Here is an 18,554-nt window from a genome sequence, read left to right on the forward strand (position 1 = left end):
TTTGGCGGTAGTTCGCGGGTGCGTACACGCGTCGCGCTACCCTACCGCTCTCCGCCCGGCCGCTCCGTCAGTAGGATCTTTGCCCGGGCGGAGCCCGTCGCCACGGGGGCGTCGAGAGGAACAGATCTGTCCGGCAAGGGAATTGGTGAGCCGTGAGCCACATCGTCGTCAAGCGCCCTCCGCGCGCGCTGCCCTCCGAAGTGCCGGATGCGGAGGTGCAGTTGCAATCTCCTCCGGAGCTGCCGCGTGGGCAGCAGGAGGGCGCGATGATGCAGTTGCTGCCGATGCTCGGCATGGGCGGGTCGGTGGTCTTCTTCTTCATGACGCCGAACCCGATCATGCGGATCATGGGCATGGTGATGATCGCGTCGACGGTCGCCATGGCGATCTCGATGCTGGTCCGTCACCGGCGCGGCACGCAGGGGCAGCTCGCCGACATGCGGCGCGACTACCTGAAGTACCTGACGCAGACCCGCCGCGAGGTGCTGCGCACGGCACGCCTCCAGCGGGACGCCCAGTTCTATCTGCACCCGTCCCCCGAGCAGCTGTGGGCGCTGGTCGCCGAGGGCAGCAGGGTCTGGGAGCGCCGGGTCGCCGACGTCGACTTCGGGCAGGTCCGCATCGGCCTGGGCATCCAGGAGCTGGCCACGCCGCTCGTTCCGCCGCAGACCGCGCCGGTGGACGAGCTGGAGCCGCTGACCGCCGGGGCGATGCAGCAGTTCCTCCACACCCACTCGTCGCTGGACGGGCTGCCGATGGCCGTCTCGCTCCGCGCCTTCTACCACGTGACGGTCAGCGGTGACGCGGACTCCGTGCGCTCCTCGGCCCGCGCGCTGATCGGTTCGCTCGCCTCGCTGCACTCCCCCGAGGACCTGGTCGTGGCGATCGCGGCGGACCGGCAGTCGTCGCCGCACTGGGAGTGGGCGAAGTGGCTCCCGCACGTCCAGCTGCCCGGCTCCACGGACGGGGCGGGCAGCCGTCGGCTCATCTCGACGAGCTGCTCCGAGCTGGAGGAGCTGCTCGGGAGCCGTCTCGGCGGCCGCCCCCGCTTCCAGGCCGGCGGGCAGCCGTTGATGGACCAGCCGCACATCGTGGTGGTGCTCGACGGGGAGTCGGTTCCGCCGATGTCGGTGCTGGCCTCCCCGGAGGGCGTGCAGGGTGTCACCGTCATCGAGGTCGTACCGGGTGAGGTGACCGGTGCCCGCGGCGGGCTGTCCGTGGTGGTCCATCCGCAGACGCTCCAGCTGGAGTCGGGCCACGGGCTGGTCTACGAGGGCCTGCCGGATCTGCTGAGTTACGAGGCCGCGGAGGCGCTGGCCCGCCAGCTGGCCCCGCTGAACGTGGCGGCCGGCGGGGACGACGACGAACCGCTGCTGGCCAACCTGGAGTTCACCGATCTGCTGAATCTCGGGGACGCCTCCTCGGTGGACGTCTCCCGGACCTGGCGTCCCCGCTCGCAGGCGGAGCGGCTGCGCGTCCCGATCGGTGTCGGCGAGGACGGCACCCCGGTCATGCTCGACCTCAAGGAGGCCGCGCAGGAGGGCATGGGCCCGCACGGCCTGTGCGTGGGCGCGACGGGTTCCGGCAAGTCGGAGCTGCTGCGCACGCTGGTGCTGGGGCTCGCCGTCACGCATTCGTCGGAGACGCTGAACTTCGTCCTCGCCGACTTCAAGGGCGGTGCCACCTTCGCGGGCATGGCGCAGATGCCGCACGTCGCCGCCGTGATCACCAACCTCGCGGACGATCTGACGCTGGTGGACCGCATGGGCGACTCCATCCGCGGTGAGCTGAACCGGCGCCAGGAGATGCTCCGCGACGCCGGCAACTACGCCAACATCCACGACTACGAGAAGGCGCGCGCCGCGGGTGCCCCGCTGCTGCCGATCCCCTCGCTGGTGCTGGTGATCGACGAGTTCAGCGAACTGCTCACCGCGAAGCCGGACTTCATCGAGATGTTCGTGCAGATCGGCCGTATCGGCCGTTCGCTCGGCGTGCACCTGCTGCTGGCCTCGCAGCGCCTGGAGGAGGGCCGGCTGCGCGGGCTGGAGACGTACCTGTCGTACCGGATCGGTCTGCGGACCTTCTCCGCGGGCGAGTCCCGCGCGGCGCTCGGTGTGCCGGACGCCTACCACCTGCCGAACGTGCCGGGTTCCGGCTACCTGAAGTACGGCACCGACGAGATGGTCCGGTTCAAGGCGGCGTACGTCTCCGGGGTCTACCGCACGGGCGCGGAGCGGGCGTCGATGCCCGGCGGGCCGCTACCGGTGGACCGCCGGCCGGTCGCTTTCACGGCGGCGCCGGTTCCGGTGCGCTACGTGGAGCCGGCGCAGCGGCTGGACGTGCCGGAGGCCCGCAAGTCCGAGGACGACGCGCTCGCGGACACCGTGCTGGACGTGATCGTGCGCCGGCTGGAGGGGCGCGGCGCCTCGGCACACCAGGTGTGGCTGCCGCCGCTGGACAATCCGCCCTCGCTGGACGAGCTGCTGCCCGGCCTCGCGCCGGTGCAGGGACGCGGCCTGACCCAGCCGGGGTTCGAGGGCGCGGGGCGCCTGGTCGTCCCGCTCGGCGTGGTCGACAAGCCGTTCGAGCAGCGCCGCGACACGCTGTACCGGGACTTCTCCGGTGCCGCCGGGCACATGCAGATCACCGGTGGTCCGCAGTCGGGCAAGTCGACGCTGCTCCGGACCCTCGTCGCGGGCTTCGCGCTCACCCACACCCCGCACGAGGTGCAGTTCTACGGACTGGACTTCGGCGGCGGCGGTCTGGCGTCGGTCAGCGGTCTCCCGCACGTCGGCGGGGTCGCGTCGCGTCTGGACCCCGAGCGGGTGCGGCGTACGGTCTCCGAGGTGTACGGCATCCTGACCCGGCGTGAGGAGTACTTCCGCAGCGCGGGGATCGACTCGATCGCCACCTTCCGCAGGATGCGCGAGCGCGGCCAGGTGTCCGTGGAGGACCAGCCGTGGGGCGACGTCTTCCTGATCATCGACGGCTGGGGCAACTTCCGTACCGACTACGAGGGCCTGGAGCCGGCCGTCCTCGACATCGCGGGACGCGGTCTCGGGTACGGCATCCACCTGGTCGTCACCGCCTCGCGGTCCATGGAGGTGCGCGCCAACCTCAAGGACCACCTGATGAACCGGCTGGAGCTGCGGCTCGGTGACGTCATGGACTCCGAGCTGGACCGCAAGTCGGCCGTCAACGTGCCCGCCGGGGTGCCGGGCCGGGGTCTGACACCGGAGAAGCTGCACTTCATGGCGGCAGTGCCGCGCATCGACAGCATCAACTCCGACAGCGACCTCTCCGAGGCGACCGCCGCGATGAACCAGGAGGTCGCCCGCCACTGGACGGCGTCCCCGGCGCCGGCCGTACGTCTCCTGCCGCGCGAGCTGCCCGCTTCGGCACTGCCGCCGGGTGACGCGCACCCGGAGCGCGGCATCGCGTTCGGCATCGACGAGAACAACCTGGAACCGGTCTTCCTCGACTTCGAGCACGACCCGTTCCTGATGGTGTTCGGGGAGAGCGAGTCCGGCAAGTCCAACCTGCTGCGCCTGCTCATCAAGCAGCTGACGGAGCGCTACGACGGCAACGCCTGCAAGCTCTTCGTCATCGACAACCGGCGCTCCCTGCTGGACGTCACCCCTCCGTCCCACCTGGCGGAGTACGTGCCCATGTCCAACAACATGGAGCACCACATGGAGGCGCTGTACGACCTCATGCAGCGGCGCACCCCGTCGGCGACGGTCACCGCGCAGGAGTTGCGGGACCGCAGCTGGTGGCGGGGCCCGACGGTGTACGTGGTCGTCGACGACTACGACCTGGTCTCCACGTCGAGCGGCAACCCGCTGGGCAGGCTGACCGAACTGCTGCCGTTCGCACGGGACGTGGGCGTGCGCTTCGTCATCGCCCGTAACTCCGCGGGCGCGGGACGGGCCGCGTACGAGCCGTTCATCCAGCGGATGACCGAGCTGGGCGCCCAGGGGCTGCTGCTGTCCGGCGACCCGAACGAGGGCGACATCATGGGCAACGTCCGCCCGCGTCCGATGCCCGCGGGCCGGGGCGTGTTCGTCTCCCGCCGCCGGGGCAACCCGCTGGTGCAGACGGGGCTGGTGGAGGGGGAGCGGTAGGCCCCGAGCAGTACCGCGTGGTGCCGGGCCGGGTCCCCTTTCGGGGCGCCCGGCCCGGTCCCGCTCTACGAGGACGTCCTTTTCCCGAACGCGTGATTCCGGTCGTCCACAATTCCCGGGAACAGACCGGACCCCCTGTCGGCGATTTCCGCCATTCCTCCGCGGCGTGGCGCATTACCACCCACGAATTCACTCCGCCGCCGTACGCTCGGGATTCGTACGACCGAACACATCTGTACGCGCGAACATTCGCCCCTCCGCTCCCCGGGCGGACGGGCGGCGGCCGTCCTGCGGAGTGCCACGGACCGGGGACGCGCGGGACGATGTGCCGGGCACGCGGTCCGCACGCCGTCGTGCACGGCGTTCCCGCGGCGCCATCATGCGCGACAGGTCCGGACGATGTTCACCAGGGTCTCCCGCGCCCCCCTGCGCGCGGAGAGCGACGGGAAGGTACCCGGCGAGAAATGGCGTGGCACGAGTGGGAACCATGGAATTCGGGTGTGGCCGACCGGCGTTTTTCGGACGCGCGAAGGAAACACCCGACACGGGAGCGCGGAAACCGCGGAGAAGACCCGCGAGGTGATCTCCGGGTTGGTCGGGACGGTCGGCCGGCCAGGGGGAATTCGGCGTTCCGGAGGTGTGAGGGACCGTGGCGCCCAGAAGACGTCCACGCCCGAATGCCGGACCTCCTCGCCCGTAACAGGGCCTCGTACGCCGGGAGCTCGTATGCCGGGTGTGCGCCCGCCAGGTGCGAGATCCGCGTCCGCGCGGCCGGCCCGGTCTCCCGGCCCGACGTGATATCCGGCCGACGGGTGGAGCGCTGATGGATCTCGACGCACTGCGTTTCGGCAACTTCTCCGCGCTCGACTCGGCCGTCTCGGACTGGGAACGGCAGGTCAAGAACCTGAAGGCACTCCAGGACGAGGCCCAAGACGGTCTGAAGGCAACGGCGGTGAAGGCCGACTGGGCCGGCCTCAACGCCAACGTCACCCGGGACTTCGTCACGAAGACCGCCGCGGAGTTCACCGACGCGCACACCCAGGCGAGCAGCATCGCCGCCATCCTCGGTGACACCCGCGATGAGCTCGTCTCCTACCGGGGACAGCTCGTCGCCGCGATCGAGCGCGGGGTGGCGAAGAACCTCACGGTCAGGGACACCGGAAAAGGCACGTTCCCGTCGACATGAACATCCACCCGGACCGCGCCGCCGCCGGGACCAAGGTGCCCGAGCACAGCCGGCAGGACGTGGATCTGCTGCGCGACGAGGTCCAGTCCATCCTGACGAAGGCCACCCAGAGCGACGCCACCGCCGACGAGACGCTTCGACTCCTCGTGGACCAGGCGAAGTACGGCTTCTCCGACGCCGGTTACCAGGACCGTGACTCCGCCGCCAACGCCCTCAAGGACGCCAAGGAGGCTGCCGCGCTCTACTCCAAGGGCTCCGGCATGTCGAACACGGAACTCACGCGGCTCATCGCGCTGATGAAGGAGAACAAGGACGATCCGCTGTTCGCCGAGCGCTTCGCGACCGACCTCGGACCTGAGAAGACTCTCTCGCTCTACGCCGGTCTCGCCGACGACCAGCAGTTCTACGTGCACCCCCGCTCCGGGAGCGGCCTCTCGGAGGAGATGCGGACCCGGATGAGACTGCTCGGCGGGCTGGAGTCGAGCCTCGGCACCACCCTGGCGACGGCCACGCACTCGGGCAGCGACGACATGGCGCAGTGGCAGAGGGATCTCCTGGTGGCGGGCGGAAAGGATGTCGGCACCCCCGGGCAGGACCGCGTCTACGGGTACCAGGTGATGAGCAACCTGATGCGGAACGGCGCGTACGAGGACAACTTCCTGAAGAGCTACGGGGACAGCCTGATCGCGTTCGAGAGGGAGAACACCTCCGACGAGGTCGGCGGCCTCCAGAGGCGGACCACGCGCGAGAACGTCCTCCCGTGGAACCACTCCGGCGCCTTCGAGCGGCTTCACTACGGGGCGGGGAACGACGCCGGTTCCGACCCGATGACCGGCTTCATGGAAGCCCTGGGGCACAACGCCGAGGCCTCCACGGACTTCTTCAACGAGGGAACCCACTTCGACTACCTCACCGAGGACCGTGAGTGGTTCGAGGATCACGCGAAGACCGACGCCAAGACCATCGCTGGATACGACTCGCTGGGACACGCCCTGGAGTCGGCGACCAAGGGCGCCCCCTACGACGCCGACCCGCCGCAGCTGCACCGCGACAGCGAGACCGCCGCCGTCGCGCAGCGGGTCGTGGAGCGCTACGGGCAGGACGCCGAGTACAAGGGCGACAAGCAGACCGGCCTCAGCGGTGCGCAGCTCCTGGCCGAGCAGGAGGGGATCGGCGACAGTCTGGGCAGTATCGGCGCCGCCTACATCGACGACATCAACTGGGCCATGGACGGAAACGCCGAGAAGTCGGTGTACGCGTTGGATGACGGCGGGCGCACCTCGTCGGCCGAGCGGGCCCACTTCGACAACAGCGAGCTCGGCCTCACCAAGTTCATCAGCACCCTCGGCCAGGATCCCGACGCCTACGCGTCGTTGGGTACCGCCCAGCAGGTGTACACCACGTCGCTGCTCCACGAGCACCCGCCCACGATCGAGGCGGACGGCGACGTCTCGTCCAGCGAGGCCGAGACGGTCCTGCGCAACGGCGCCGAGGTCCAGGGCGTTCTGGACCGGTCGCGGGCGGAGGAGATCAAGGCCGGCGGAGTGGAGGCGGACAAGAAGTACAACGACGCGGTCGACGCCCGTATCGAGCGGGACAAGATGATCGCGGGCGCGGTCACGGGCGGCCTCTTCTCGCTCACCCCCGAAGCGACGACCGGGATGGCCGCGACCGTGGTCCCGATCGTGGGGGACCAGACCGAGGGAGTCGTGGGCGGCCTCATCGAGAAGAACCTCGACGAGTACGCGGAGGCGCACCATCGGGACAACTCGGAGAAGTACCACGCGGAGGGGAACGAGGTGTACGCGAGCGGCTTCGCAGCCTCCTGGAGGCCCGGGCACGCAGTCCTGCAGGAGGCCGACGCGTCGAGCGCCTGGGACGGCGAAAACTACCGGAAACTGAGCGACGCCCTCACACGGGCCCAGCAACTCGGCTACAACAGCGGCAGTCAGCAACAGGAAAATGTCGGTCAGCTCCCCACCACGTGAGGTCGGGCACATGAAATCCATCCTGAGGAAAGCGGCCCCGCCTCTCGCCGTGGTGATGTCGGCGGCGGTACTCGGCGGCTGCTCGGGTTCGTCGGACGGTCCCGGCACACCCTCGGCCTCACGGCCGGTGGCTCCCGGAGAGACCGGCCGGCAGGTCTGCTCAGGTCTCCTCAGAGCGGACGGAGGGGCCGCGCTGGAACAGCTGACCAAGTCCGCGCGCTTCACCGAGTCACCCGGATCCGGTCCGACAGAGGTCCGGTCGGTCGCCGACGCGGCCCAGAAGCTGCGGAATTCGGGGCTGCCGGCGACCGGCAGCGGCGAACGGCTCTACCTGTGTCTGGCGGAACCCGGCAACCCGGGTGGCCGAGGCGATTTCCAGGTGTCCACCCGCTGGACGCGGATCAAGGCGGGCGACCGTACCTGGCACAGCACCGCGATCAGTTCCGTGTACGACCTCACGGCCCACGGAGTGCACAGCAGCACCGCGCCCTACGCGACCGCGTCGCAGACCTGGGGTGCGGTGTCCCTCCATTGCCCCGTCGGCGGCGGCGCCGCACCGGGCGTCGCACTCGACGTGGAGTTGCGCACTTCGCACGGATCGGTCACACCCGACGAAGAGCCGGTGAGGCCCGGGCTGCTGCTCAAGGCCGCCCACGGTGCGGCGCTCGCGGTGGCGCGGGAGGTGGGCTGTCTCGCGGAGAGTTCCCTGCCGGAGACTCTGGACGCTCCGACTCCCCTGCCGAAGGGCTGAAGCACACCGGGAACGAATGATGGCGCCCCCTCCGGTCGGAGGGGGCGCCATCATTCGTTCCCGGACGCCGTCCCGGTATGTACGGCCGGGGCGGGCTGAGCGGTCGCGTGTGGGCACCTCCCGCGCGTGCCCACACCTGTCTTGCGTAGCCGCCGCTGTCATACCCAGGGCAGAAAAAGCTAGAAGTTCTGCGCGGCCTTCTTGTCGCCCGCCTGGTACGCGGACGCGGCCTCGCGCACGGCGCGGGTGATCTGCAGCAGGGAGTCGTGGACCGACCGGGCGTCCTTGTCCCACCCGGCCTGGGCGGTGTCGTACGCGCCCTTGGCCTCGCCCTGCCACAGCTCGGCGACGGAGGCGACACGGCGCTTGATCGCGGCGAGGTCCTCGTCGAGCTGCTTGCCCTGCCGCTCGATGGAAGCAGCGGCACCTTCCAGGCTGGAATATGTGACAACGGTCGTACCGTCGTTGGTCGTCATGTGGTCCTCCGATTCGGGGTGGTTGCGAGACGACTGCCGCGAAGCGCGGGCAGCCGCGTGGGTCAGAAGCTGTTGAGGCTCGACGTGGGCGCGGAAGCGCCCGAGTCGCCCGTGTAACCCGGCACCACGTCGATACCCCGGAGGGCGGCGCCGACCTCGTCCTCGGTGTTGCCGGAGATGGTGCGGGCGGCCTTGATGGCCTCCTGGAAGTTCTGCAGCCGGATGCCGATCGACACCATGCTGTCGTTGATCTGGCGCTGCTTGTCGTTGAAGGCGTTGGCGCCGATGCCCTTCCAGGCGCCTTCCAGGCTGTCGATCGTCGCCTGGAGCGTCTTCAGCTGCCCCTTGACGGAGTCGAACCGCGTCGAGAGTTCGTTCTCCAGCTGAAGGAGACTGTGTTCTGTGACCTTCTGATCTGCCATGGACCTGGTTTCCTTTCGGGTTCTCTCTACGGACCGGCAGGTTCTCGCCGGAAGTTCATGGGTGAACCGGCCGCGCGCACCGCCGTCGGCCGTGGCCGTCGCCGGTCGGGCCGCTCCGGCCGGTCGCACGGTCAGACGGTGCTGCGGCGCCTGCGGAGGTAGTAGAGGGCGCCCCCGCCGAGAACGACCACGACCACCACTCCGCAGGCGATCAGGCCGAGGTTGTTGCCGCTGTCCTCGGACTCGCTGGAGCCTGCCACAACCGTGGCGTCGCCGGATTTCCCCTGCGAAGGCTGTGACGAAGCTGAAGCAGAGGCGGACGGGGAGGCCGAGCCCGAGGGGGCAGCCGAGGCGGTGGAGCCGGAGCCCGACGCGCTCGTGCTCTTCCCGGTGAGCGGGCTGACGTCCGGATCGCCGGGGTCGCCCTTGTGCTTGAGGAGGTTCATCGACGGGCGGATCAGACCGTGCCCGAGGTAGGCGCTGGTCTCGTCGTCGGGCCAGTCCCTGGCGGCCGTGTCGAAGAGGACCCGGAGGACCTGGCTCGCCGTCCAGTCGGGGTGGGCGGACCAGACGAGGGCGGCGGAGGCGGAGGCGATGGCGGTGGCCGCGCTGGTTCCGTTACCGTCGCAGTACGACTGGAACGTGTTGTCGCACCAGACGGGAACGTCGGCTCCCGGCGAGGCGACGTCCACGAAACCACCGTGCTGGGACGTCTTGGCCACCGTCCCCTTGCTGTCCGCCGAGGAGACTGCGACGACTTCCTCGTACGCCGCCGGATACTGCACCGCGTTGGCCCCGTCACCGTCGTTGCCCGCGGCAGCGAAGAACAGCTTTCCCTTCGACAGCGCGTACTCCGCCGCCTCGCGCTCCGCGTCCATCGAGAAATCGCTGCCGAAGGACATGTTGATGATCCGGGCGTCGCTGTCGGCGGCAGCCCTGATGGCGTCCGCGCTGTCGCGTGCGTTGACGTGCTTGTTGCTGTGCTGGAAGTCCGTGTTGGCGATGCGGTACGGAATGATCTTCGCGTCCGGCGCGAGCCCCTTCAGGCCGCCTCCGTTGCCCGTCCCGGCGATGAGCTCGGCCATCGTGGTGCCATGACCCTTGTAGTCGTCGTTCTCGTCGCCGTCCGCCTCGGTGGCGTCCAGGCCCTTGAGGACCTGACCACTCAGTGACGGTGTGTCCGGATTCACGCCGGTGTCGATGACCGCGACCGTGATGCCCTTGCCCGTGGAGACCTTCCACATCTCCTCGGCCTGCATGGCGTCGAGGTACCACTGTCTCGCCTGCACGTCCTCGGCCACGGCGGACGGAGCCAGCCCGGCGAAGCAGGCACTCCAGGCGGCGGTCGCGGCAAGTGCGCCGATCAGTCGGCGGCTTGCTCCCCGGGATCTGCGGCGCGTCGGGGCATGGCTCATCTCTGCGGTCATCCTGACTTCCGAACCTTCCACGTGCCTACTCGATCACCGGTGGTGCGGCCTCGGGCCGTCCGGCTGTCCAGGTCTCTTCGTCTTCCGTCAGGTAGTCGGGCCGCGTCGACGCGTTGTTCTCTTCCTCTTCCTCGCGTTCCTGCCGCCCCCCGGGGCGCACCAGGCCCGCTCCTCCCGAGGTGAAGCCCTTGCCTCCCGAACGGCCGCGCGGAGTGCCGACGACACCGTTCGAACCCGGAGTGCCCCTGCCGGTCGGCCGGGTCCCGGAAGAACCGTTGCCGATGACGCCGCGCTGACCGGCGCTCCTGGCGGAAGCCCCGCCCTGACCGGTGTTCTGGCCGCCGATCACGGTGCCGCGCCCGCCCGCACGAGCGCCCGAGGTGCCCGAGGCGGAGCCCTTCTGCTGGGGCGTCCCGCCGCTGATGCCACCGCGTCCGGCCCGGGGTGTGGAGCCCGTGCTCGAACCGCTCTGTCCCGCCACCGGACGGCCGCCGCTCACGCCGGACCGGCCGGAGGCCGACGATGTGCCTCCGGTTCCGGCGGAACGCCCGAGAGCCTGGGAACCACCGGTCGTCCGCCCAGAGTTCCCGGTCGCCGTTCGCTGGGTCGCCGAGTTGTTTCCGCCCGGAAGCCCGGTCCGGGCGGCGCCCCTCGCGGTCCCGGTGGTGCCGGATGCAGGCTTCACGTTGCCGCCCCGCACCCCACCGCCGCCGAGTGGACCGGTCGACGGGAACAGCGTGCTTCCGGGCCCCGGGGTCCCGCCCGTGGCGGTGGGCGCGGGCGACGGGCTCTGCGCCGTGGGCGGGAGCGTCGTCGGCGCGGTGACGCTGTCGATTTCGGTGTGTGTGTCGCTGTCCAGGACGGGCTTGGTGGTGGTGACCAGTTCGTCGGCGGTGTGGTGCGCCTGCGGGCTGCTCACCTCCCCGGTCACCGACCTCACCGTGCCGGAACCGGTGGAGTGCCCACCGAGGCTGCCACCCGTCTGCCCCGAGGAGTCGATACGGCCACCCACGTTCACGTGGTCGGAACCGGGGCGCGGCATGTCCACCGACAGCTGCATGTCGAACCGCGGCGCCTCCTGCGTGGCCAGCACCTCCGAGGTGACGGAGTAGTAGGAGGCCAGCCGGTTCGCCTGGTTGATGGCCTCCTGCCGGTGCTCCTCGACCCTGACGGCGGCCGTGTACTCCGGATTGGCCTCGATGCGCTCCGGGGCGGGGATGTCCTTGACGTCCTTGCGGATCGCCCGGCTGTCGCGTGGGGGCAGAGAGCTCTTGACCGAGGCCAGCCCGGTACCGGCGACGGTGATCTGGGTGGCGGCCGAGTCCGCGAACTCGCTGAGCCGGGTCGCATGGGCCACCAGGCCCGCTCCCCAGTCACGGAAGGCGATGTTGGCCTCGCCCTTCCAGTCCACGACGGCGATGTGGTCGCCCAGTTCCTTCGCCGCTTCCCTGATCGCGTCCCGCGCCTTGTAGAGCGCCTGTCCGGCGGCCTCCAGGTCGGCCGGGTTGGAGTTCTCGACCAGGTCGATCATCGCGTTGAGGTCGTGGCCCTCGAAGGACGTGCGGCCGGCCGGGCGGCCCGAGCCGCCGAAGAAGGAGCCGGCCACCTCGCGGACCCGCTCGGTGATGTCCGTACCGGCGATCTGCGCCGTGACCCGGCCGTGGTCGTACGTCCGCTGCTCGGCCGGGGTCAGCTCCGGCTGGTTCTCGGTCATTCGGCTGCCCACCCTGAGTCGACCGTGGTGTCCTGGTTCTTGGCGTTCTGCTCGTGCTCCTTGTCGAGGCGCCCCTTGACCACGTAGAACCGGCGCCGCACCTCGTCCTCGGTGTTGTCCATGCCGACAGCGGCGGCGTGCACACCGAGGCTGAGGTATTCGATCTGGTCGCCGAGCGTCTTGGAGAGCGAGGTGAGCGACTCGTGGACGCGGGTGTACTGGGAGTACAGGGCGTCCGCCTCGTGGAAGCCCGCGTTGTGGCCACTGAACGAGGTGCGCGAGATCTCGTGGGCACCGATCTTGGTGCGACCCGCCGCCGAGCTCTCGAGGTCGGCCAGGAGTACGTCCACTCTCTTCTTGAACCGCTCCAGCGCGCCGACACCATGTTCAAGGTCGGCCGTTCCGCCGCTGGAGCTTCCTCCGTCGTCTGCGAGCACGGTGACTGCCTTTCCCCCGTTGTTCTCGTTTGCACAAACCGTCCTGCGTTGCGATCGCACCGGGACACCCCACGGTCGTCACGCACCCCATACTCTATCCACAGCCCTATACGGGTCCAACTGTGTTGTCAGCCATGTGACTTACAGATGGACACTTCGCAATACAGGGCCGGTCCGGCTTCTTCTTGCCAACCGAGCACCGTGCGAACGGTGATGGCGGAAGCCGACGGCAAAGGGCTCACGCGCCCCGCGCCCCGGAGAACCGGCGCCGACGCGCGTCCCGCAGCGCCACGGCGACCCCCGCTATCGCGGCGACCAGCACCAGCGCGCCCACCACGACGTACGTGGCGAGGCGGGCGTCGCGCTCCTCGGCCGTCTCCCCCAGGGTGAGTTCGGCCGGGGTGGGAGCCTCGGCCGAACTCATCCCTTCGCGTGCGGTCGGCTCCTTGACCGGCTTGTCGTCCTCGGTGAGGGCGCGTACCGGATCGACGACCCCCCAGCCGACCAGGCGGTCGTGCCCCGCGACGGAACGTTCGGCGGTCTGCTCGATCTGGGCGACGATCTCCTCCTGCTCCCACTTCGGGTGCCTGGACTTGATCAGGGCGGCGACTCCCGCCACGTAAGGGGCCGAGAAACTGGTGCCGTTGTCGGCGCAGTGCCCTCCCGCGGGGACGGTGGAGATCATGTCGACGCCGGGGGCCGCGACACCCACCCAGTCACCGGTCTGCGAGAAGCCGGCGCGTTCGTTGTTGCGGTCCGAGGAGGCCACCGCCAAAACCCCCGGGTACGAGGCCGGGTAGGTCCTCTTGTCGGTCGCGTCGAGTCCGTCGTTGCCCGCCGAGGCGACCACGACGACCTCCGCGGCGAGCGCGTGCTCGACGGCCTCCTTGAGCGCGGCTTCGGGTTCCACCGCGTTGGCCGTGTCCTGGGAGATGTTGATGACGTCGGCGTGGGCGGTGTCGACGGCGTAGACGATGGCGGCGGCGAGGCTCTTCGCCGTGCCGTGTCCCTGGGCGTCGTTCTGCTGGATCGGGATGATCACGGAGTCGGGGGCGAGGCCCACGAAGCCGGTGTCCTTCGCCTCCCTGGCGGCGATGATGCCGGCGACCCGGGTGCCGTGGCCGACGGTGTCCGTCGTGCCGTTCTCCTTGCCGCGCGGGAGCGGGTCGCCGTTCTCGTCCTTGATGCCCTTGGCCATCAGGTTGATCCCCGCCGAGGCGTCGACGGCCTTCTTCAGCTGCGGGTTCACCGTGTCGACCCCGGTGTCGATCACCGCGACCCGGACACCTTTCCCGGTGGAACGGCTCCAGAGCTGGTCGAGCAGGACTCGCTGGAGCGACCAGGGGCGTCCCGCGTACGGCTTCGAGGGGAAGGTGCACTGGGTGACGTCGTCGGCGGCGGCGGGGACGACCGGTACGGAGACGAGGGCGACGGCGGTCGCCGCGACGACCGTCAGCAGACGCCGCTTCGGGGGTTGTGCCTGTCCGGAGGAGTTCGAGGGGGTCATCGGCTGTCCGCCGCCCTTCTCAGGAGCCCTGCGGCTGACGGGCAGCCGCAGTCGACAGTCGGGGGCCGGTCGGCAGGAACTCGGACCAGGCCGCGGGGACGGGCGCCGGGTCCACCTTCCCGTACCCGAGCCGGGTCTGGGCCTGCTGCGCCTCGGCCAGGCGCTCGGCCTTCTCCTTCGCGGAGCCGGACTCACCGATCCCCGAGTCGCCCCCGGCGCTGTCGCCGTTGGACTGCATCGCGTACCGCAGCCCGGTGTCGGTGACCAGGAAGAGGTACCCGGTGGAGGTGTCCGAGCCCTTGAACTGGCGGAAGAGCTGGCCCGAACCGGGGGTGACGTACGCGCTGCTGGAACCGGTGGGCAAGGTGGCGGGGAAACCGGTGCCGGCCCAGGTGGAGAGGGTGGTGGCTCCGGTGTCGCCGTTCACCCCGCGCAGCACGCTGCACACGGTGTTGCGGCTGCCGCTCGTGGTGCTCGCGGAGTTGACGGCGCGGGGGGCGTCCTGCGGCCAGTTCTTGTCGTCGCCGAAGGACTGGCCCGGTGCGATGGCCGCGGCGCTGACCGCCTTCGCGGTGCCCGCCTGGCCGAGGCCGATGAGGTCGCGGCTGCTGAGGAGCAGCTTGGCGGTGAACTCGGAGATCGGCGCCACCCGGCCCTTGAGGACCACGTACTTCCGGGTCGAGGTGCCCGAGGTCGCTTCGAGGACCATGCCGACCTTGTCGAGCGCGGGATCCAGGTCGCCGCCCACCCCGGCGTCCTCGCCGGCCGTACCGGGGACGACCGGGAAGGTGATGGGGTCCCCGGTGTGCAGGGTCGCCAGCCAGGCGGAGGAGACCCGTTGGGGGGTGCGGCGCTCGCCCACGAGGGTGCGCAGGAGAAGTTCGTCGGACTTGTCGACGGTGTACGCGCGGCCCTGGGCGTCCACGACGTGGCGGACGCCGTCCTCCTGGCCTTCGACGTACATCAGCTCTCCGGCGGAGAGCCGCTGGGTGCCTTCGGTCTTCTTCTCCTCGCGCTCGGCGAAGACGAAGGCCGCCTTCTGGATCGCCCGACCGCCCTCGCCGGGGCGCTCGCAGACGGCCCAGCGCTTGGCGGCGCCGGCGTCGCCGCCGTCGGGCAGGCGGTCGGGGGCGTAGGGGATGCCGAGGGTCGCTCCGTGCGGGATCTCGCCGCTGTCGAGTTCGGACTCGGCGACGTTGATGACCTTGCCCTTGTCCGGGTCGAGCAGCAGCTTCGCGGAGGACATGTTGAGGACCGGGTGGAGCTGGGTCTTGCCGTTGGTCTTGAGGACGACGTAACGCGTCGTCGACTCGCTGGCGATGATGACGTTCTCGTTGGGGGTGTCCCACCCGGTGGGCGCCACCGGCTTGAACATGCCCCAGGCACCGAAGACCGCGAGGATCACGACGCCGACGATGGTCCCGGGAACCACCGCGCGCAGGGGGCGCGGCGCACCCTCCTCGGAACCGCTCGGGTGGGGTTGCACGAACTGTGCGATCAACCTCCGCTTCGCAAAGGTGTAGGCGTTGAGTTCGTCCCGCCTTGATGCCATGGTCCGCTGCCCCTTCTCCCCGACGGGCGACCAGATAACCACATCCGTTTGCGGATTCAGTTGTCGCACCGGCGCCCCTACTATGCCTGTTGACGGTGCGCGGACACCCCTCAGGTAGGGTGATCGCCCGGTCAACACCCGTGGGAAAGAGCTGGGGCCCGTCCGGCGGGCCAGGACAGGACGCGGCGTCCGGTGCGGTGCATCGCAAGGCGCTGGAATGCCCGCGTCGCGGAGCGATCCGGGTATTTCGGCAACGCCGCGAGGCGCCGTGCCAGGCGTAGCGGACCCGGTCCTGGTCCGCCGGACACGCCCTGAACAGGGACACGAGGGGGCAACACGGCGATGGGCACTGCGACGCGCGAGCGTACGGGCCGGGGGACCGCGGACGCGTCCGGCAATTCCCGGCGGCAACGCCGCGGCCGGCGGCCCGGGACCGGAGCCGCCGCCGCTTCCGCCTCCACCGCGCCCGCCGCCGCGGTGCTGCGGTCGGCCTCGCGGACCAGCCGGGTCAGCCCTCTGCTGCGGCAGCTGGTGCTGGTCGAGGTGGCGTTGGGCGCGGCGGTGGTGGGAGCCGCGCTCGGCGGGACGTGGATGGTTCCCGGCATGGTGGTCGCCGGCCTCCTGGTGGTGATCGCGGTCATCCGGCGGCGCGGTACCGCTCTGCAGGACTGGCTGTCGACGGCGTTCGCGTTGCGGGCCCGGCAACGGATGCCGGTGAGTCACCAGCCCGACGCGGAGGCCTCGTTGGCTCCGATCGCGGAGAACGTGCCGGGTTTCGCCCCCTTCGTCTACATCGACCGGGAGCGCCGTACGGTCGGGATGCTCGGCGACGGCACCTTCCTCACCGCCGTGGTGCGGGTCGAGGCGAGCGGCGAGGCGCTCCGCCCGGCCTTCGGCGCCCGGGCGCTCCCGCTGACGCTGCTCGGCGAGGCCCTTGAGGTGGACGACATCGTGCTGGAGTCCGCGCAGTTGGTGCAGCAGGTCCGCTGCGCCCCGGCGCCGCACCTCCCGGCGCGGTCGGTGGCCCGGCTCTCGTACGCCCCTCTGCAGGAGCAGACCGGTGCTCCGGCGCTGCGGATGACGTGGGTGGCGGTGAAGCTCGACCCGGAACTCTGCCGGGAGGCGGTGGAGGCGCGCGGGGGCGGGGTCGCCGGTGCCCAGCGCTGCCTGGTGCGGATGGCGGACCATGTGGCGAGCCGGATCACCGGGGCCGGGTTCCGGGCGACGGTCCTCAACCAGGAGGAGCTGAACGCGGCCGTGGCCACGTCGGCCTGTGCGAACCCGATCCAGTCGGCACGCGCGGTGCGCCAGGAGGCGGCGGCGCAGCGCCGGACGAAGGAGACGTCGCGGGTGTGGCGGTGCGACGACCGGTGGCACACGACGTACGCCGTCGACCGCTGGCCCGAGCTGGGCCGGGGCGCGACGCCGCTGCCCAAGCTGGTCGCGCTGCTGACCTCGGTACCGGCGTACGCCACGACGTTCAGCCTCACCGTGCGGCGCGGCGCGCACCAGGGGGCGGTGTCGGTGGCCGGGCACGTCCGGATCACGGGCGGTTCCGACACGGAACTGGTCAGCGTGCGCAGGACGTTGGTGCAGGCGGCCCGGGTGGCCAAGGTCGGTCTCGTACGTCTGGACCGCGAACAGTTGCCCGGTGTGCTCGCCACTCTTCCGCTGGGAGGCGCGCAGTGAGCCGGATCATGTCGAGGCACGGGCTGCGGGGTCCGCGGCACGCGGGCCACACCATCGCGGCGGACCATCTGGGCGCGCTGTCGCTGCCGGTCGGCGACGACGGCGTGGTGATCGGCAACGACGCGGAGAACCGCCCGCAGATCATCGGGTTCCACCGCCCGGCCCCGTACGACGTGCTGCTCATCGGCGGTCTGTGGACCGCTCAGGTGCTGGCGCTGCGCGCGGCGGGCACGGGTGCGCGGGTGGCGGTGGAGACGGGCCGCACGCAGGCGTGGACCGCGATGGCGCAGGCGGCGGGCGCCGGGCTGGAGTGCGTCTCCCTGCACGAGGTGGGCCGGGTGCCCCCCACGGGTGCGACGGTGGGCAGTCCGGTGGTCGTCGTACGGGACTGCGGGATGCGGCCTCCCCGCGGCCGGGTCGTCTCCTCGCCGTGGCAGTCCGTGCTGACGCTGCTCCCCTATCTGAGCCCGGTGGCACCGCGGTTGATGCGGTCCTCGTCGCTGGTGGGCGTGCAGCGGGTCTCCCCCGCCGAGGCGGACCAGATCGGCCGCATCCTCGGCCTCTCGCGCGTCGAGAGCGAGGCGCTGCCGACGCTCGCGGACGGGGTCACCCTCTGGGTGTCGGGCCGTGAGCACCACTGGGTGATGACGAGCGCGACGGACGCGGAGACCGGGCTGCTGGGGGCGGCCCGCAGGATGGACTGAATCCGTCCGGTTCCACCCCGCGGCGGCTCCGTACCGTGGACGATGGGGTTCAACGTCACCGTTCGATCGAAAGGGGCGCCGCAATGGGCACCCAGCAGGAGAAGGACGAGCTCTACGCGCTCGACATCACGGACGCCGTGTGGCTGAGCGCCCCCGGCACCGAGGCCGAGGAGGAGCGGGTCGAGATCGCGCATCTGCCCGAGGGCGCGGTCGCGATGCGTTCCTCGCTGGACCCCGGGACGGTGCTGCGCTACACCGAGGCGGAGTGGCGGGCCTTCGTACTCGGCGCCCGCGACGGGGAGTTCGACCTCAAGTAGGGGTCGCGGAGTGTGCGGGGCGGTGGTCCGGCCGGGCCGCCGCCCCGTTCGCGTTTCCACACGTCGAAGGGAGCCTCGTGGCCGCCGCCGTGGTGGGACTCGGCCCGGTGCGGGCGGATGTGACGGAACGGACCGTCCCCGGCCCCGGGTACGGCCTGACGTAGGGGGCCCGATGGCCCTTAGGGTGGGGTGTGGGCGTGTCGCGGTACCTTCGGGTGTGCGGCGCCCGGCCCGGAGGGAGAGCCGGGCGTATCGGACAA

At 70.6% G+C, this 18,554-nt stretch carries 14 protein-coding genes; 7 read left to right on the forward strand and 7 right to left on the reverse strand.

Features of this window, described 5'->3' with window-relative positions; genetic code table 11:
• The first annotated feature begins 152 nt into the window (after positions 1 to 152).
• The 4 genes from eccCa (at position 153) to OHT52_RS05930 (ending at position 8,049) form a co-directional block, all read left to right on the forward strand.
• Complete coding sequence (gene eccCa / locus OHT52_RS05915; RefSeq protein ID WP_328719077.1) at positions 153 to 4,124, forward strand: type VII secretion protein EccCa; 3,972 nt, start codon at positions 153 to 155, stop codon at positions 4,122 to 4,124.
• Positions 4,125 to 4,947: 823 nt separating this feature from the next.
• A complete protein-coding gene (locus OHT52_RS05920; RefSeq protein ID WP_328719078.1) occupies positions 4,948 to 5,310 on the forward strand; it encodes a hypothetical protein in 363 nt (120 codons plus the stop codon).
• Positions 5,307 to 7,298 (forward strand): DUF6571 family protein, encoded by a 1,992-nt coding sequence (locus OHT52_RS05925; RefSeq protein ID WP_328719079.1) that lies wholly within the window; start codon positions 5,307 to 5,309, stop codon positions 7,296 to 7,298. Before OHT52_RS05920 ends, OHT52_RS05925 begins: the two co-directional genes overlap by 4 nt.
• A 10-nt stretch (positions 7,299 to 7,308) precedes the next feature.
• Entirely contained in the window at positions 7,309 to 8,049 is a 741-nt protein-coding gene (locus OHT52_RS05930; RefSeq protein WP_328719080.1) for a hypothetical protein, read from the forward strand.
• A gap of 179 nt (positions 8,050 to 8,228) precedes the next feature.
• Here the strand turns inward: OHT52_RS05930 and OHT52_RS05935 are convergent, their stop codons facing one another.
• From OHT52_RS05935 to eccB, 7 genes are all read right to left on the reverse strand, one after another.
• Positions 8,229 to 8,525, reverse strand: coding sequence for a WXG100 family type VII secretion target (locus OHT52_RS05935; RefSeq protein ID WP_328719082.1), 297 nt, complete (start codon positions 8,523 to 8,525; stop codon positions 8,229 to 8,231).
• A gap of 62 nt (positions 8,526 to 8,587) precedes the next feature.
• On the reverse strand, positions 8,588 to 8,947 hold the full coding sequence (locus tag OHT52_RS05940; protein ID WP_328719083.1) for a WXG100 family type VII secretion target: 360 nt from the start codon (positions 8,945 to 8,947) through the stop codon (positions 8,588 to 8,590).
• 131 nt (positions 8,948 to 9,078) lie between these two features.
• Positions 9,079 to 10,374, reverse strand: coding sequence for a S8 family serine peptidase (locus OHT52_RS05945; protein ID WP_328719084.1), 1,296 nt, complete (start codon positions 10,372 to 10,374; stop codon positions 9,079 to 9,081).
• 25 nt (positions 10,375 to 10,399) lie between these two features.
• Positions 10,400 to 12,088, reverse strand: coding sequence for a hypothetical protein (locus tag OHT52_RS05950; protein WP_328719085.1), 1,689 nt, complete (start codon positions 12,086 to 12,088; stop codon positions 10,400 to 10,402).
• Positions 12,085 to 12,525: a hypothetical protein gene (locus OHT52_RS05955; protein ID WP_328719086.1), complete on the reverse strand. Its 441-nt coding sequence runs from the start codon at positions 12,523 to 12,525 to the stop codon at positions 12,085 to 12,087. Before OHT52_RS05955 ends, OHT52_RS05950 begins: the two co-directional genes overlap by 4 nt.
• A gap of 238 nt (positions 12,526 to 12,763) precedes the next feature.
• Complete coding sequence (gene mycP / locus OHT52_RS05960; protein ID WP_328719087.1) at positions 12,764 to 14,032, reverse strand: type VII secretion-associated serine protease mycosin; 1,269 nt, start codon at positions 14,030 to 14,032, stop codon at positions 12,764 to 12,766.
• 19 nt (positions 14,033 to 14,051) lie between these two features.
• Positions 14,052 to 15,584, reverse strand: coding sequence for a type VII secretion protein EccB (gene eccB, locus OHT52_RS05965; RefSeq protein ID WP_328719088.1), 1,533 nt, complete (start codon positions 15,582 to 15,584; stop codon positions 14,052 to 14,054).
• Between the two features lie 342 nt (positions 15,585 to 15,926).
• On the opposite strand from eccB, the gene eccE reads away from it, so the two are divergent.
• From eccE to OHT52_RS05980, 3 genes are all read left to right on the forward strand, one after another.
• Positions 15,927 to 17,273, forward strand: coding sequence for a type VII secretion protein EccE (gene eccE / locus OHT52_RS05970; RefSeq protein WP_328719089.1), 1,347 nt, complete (start codon positions 15,927 to 15,929; stop codon positions 17,271 to 17,273).
• 8 nt (positions 17,274 to 17,281) lie between these two features.
• Positions 17,282 to 17,977, forward strand: a complete 696-nt coding sequence (locus tag OHT52_RS05975; protein ID WP_328719090.1) for a hypothetical protein — start codon at positions 17,282 to 17,284, stop codon at positions 17,975 to 17,977.
• Positions 17,978 to 18,060: 83 nt separating this feature from the next.
• A complete protein-coding gene (locus OHT52_RS05980; RefSeq protein WP_328719091.1) occupies positions 18,061 to 18,294 on the forward strand; it encodes a DUF397 domain-containing protein in 234 nt (77 codons plus the stop codon).
• Positions 18,295 to 18,554 lie beyond the last annotated feature (260 nt).

This window comes from Streptomyces sp. NBC_00247 (assembly GCF_036188265.1).
In the GTDB taxonomy this organism is placed as follows: domain Bacteria; phylum Actinomycetota; class Actinomycetes; order Streptomycetales; family Streptomycetaceae; genus Streptomyces.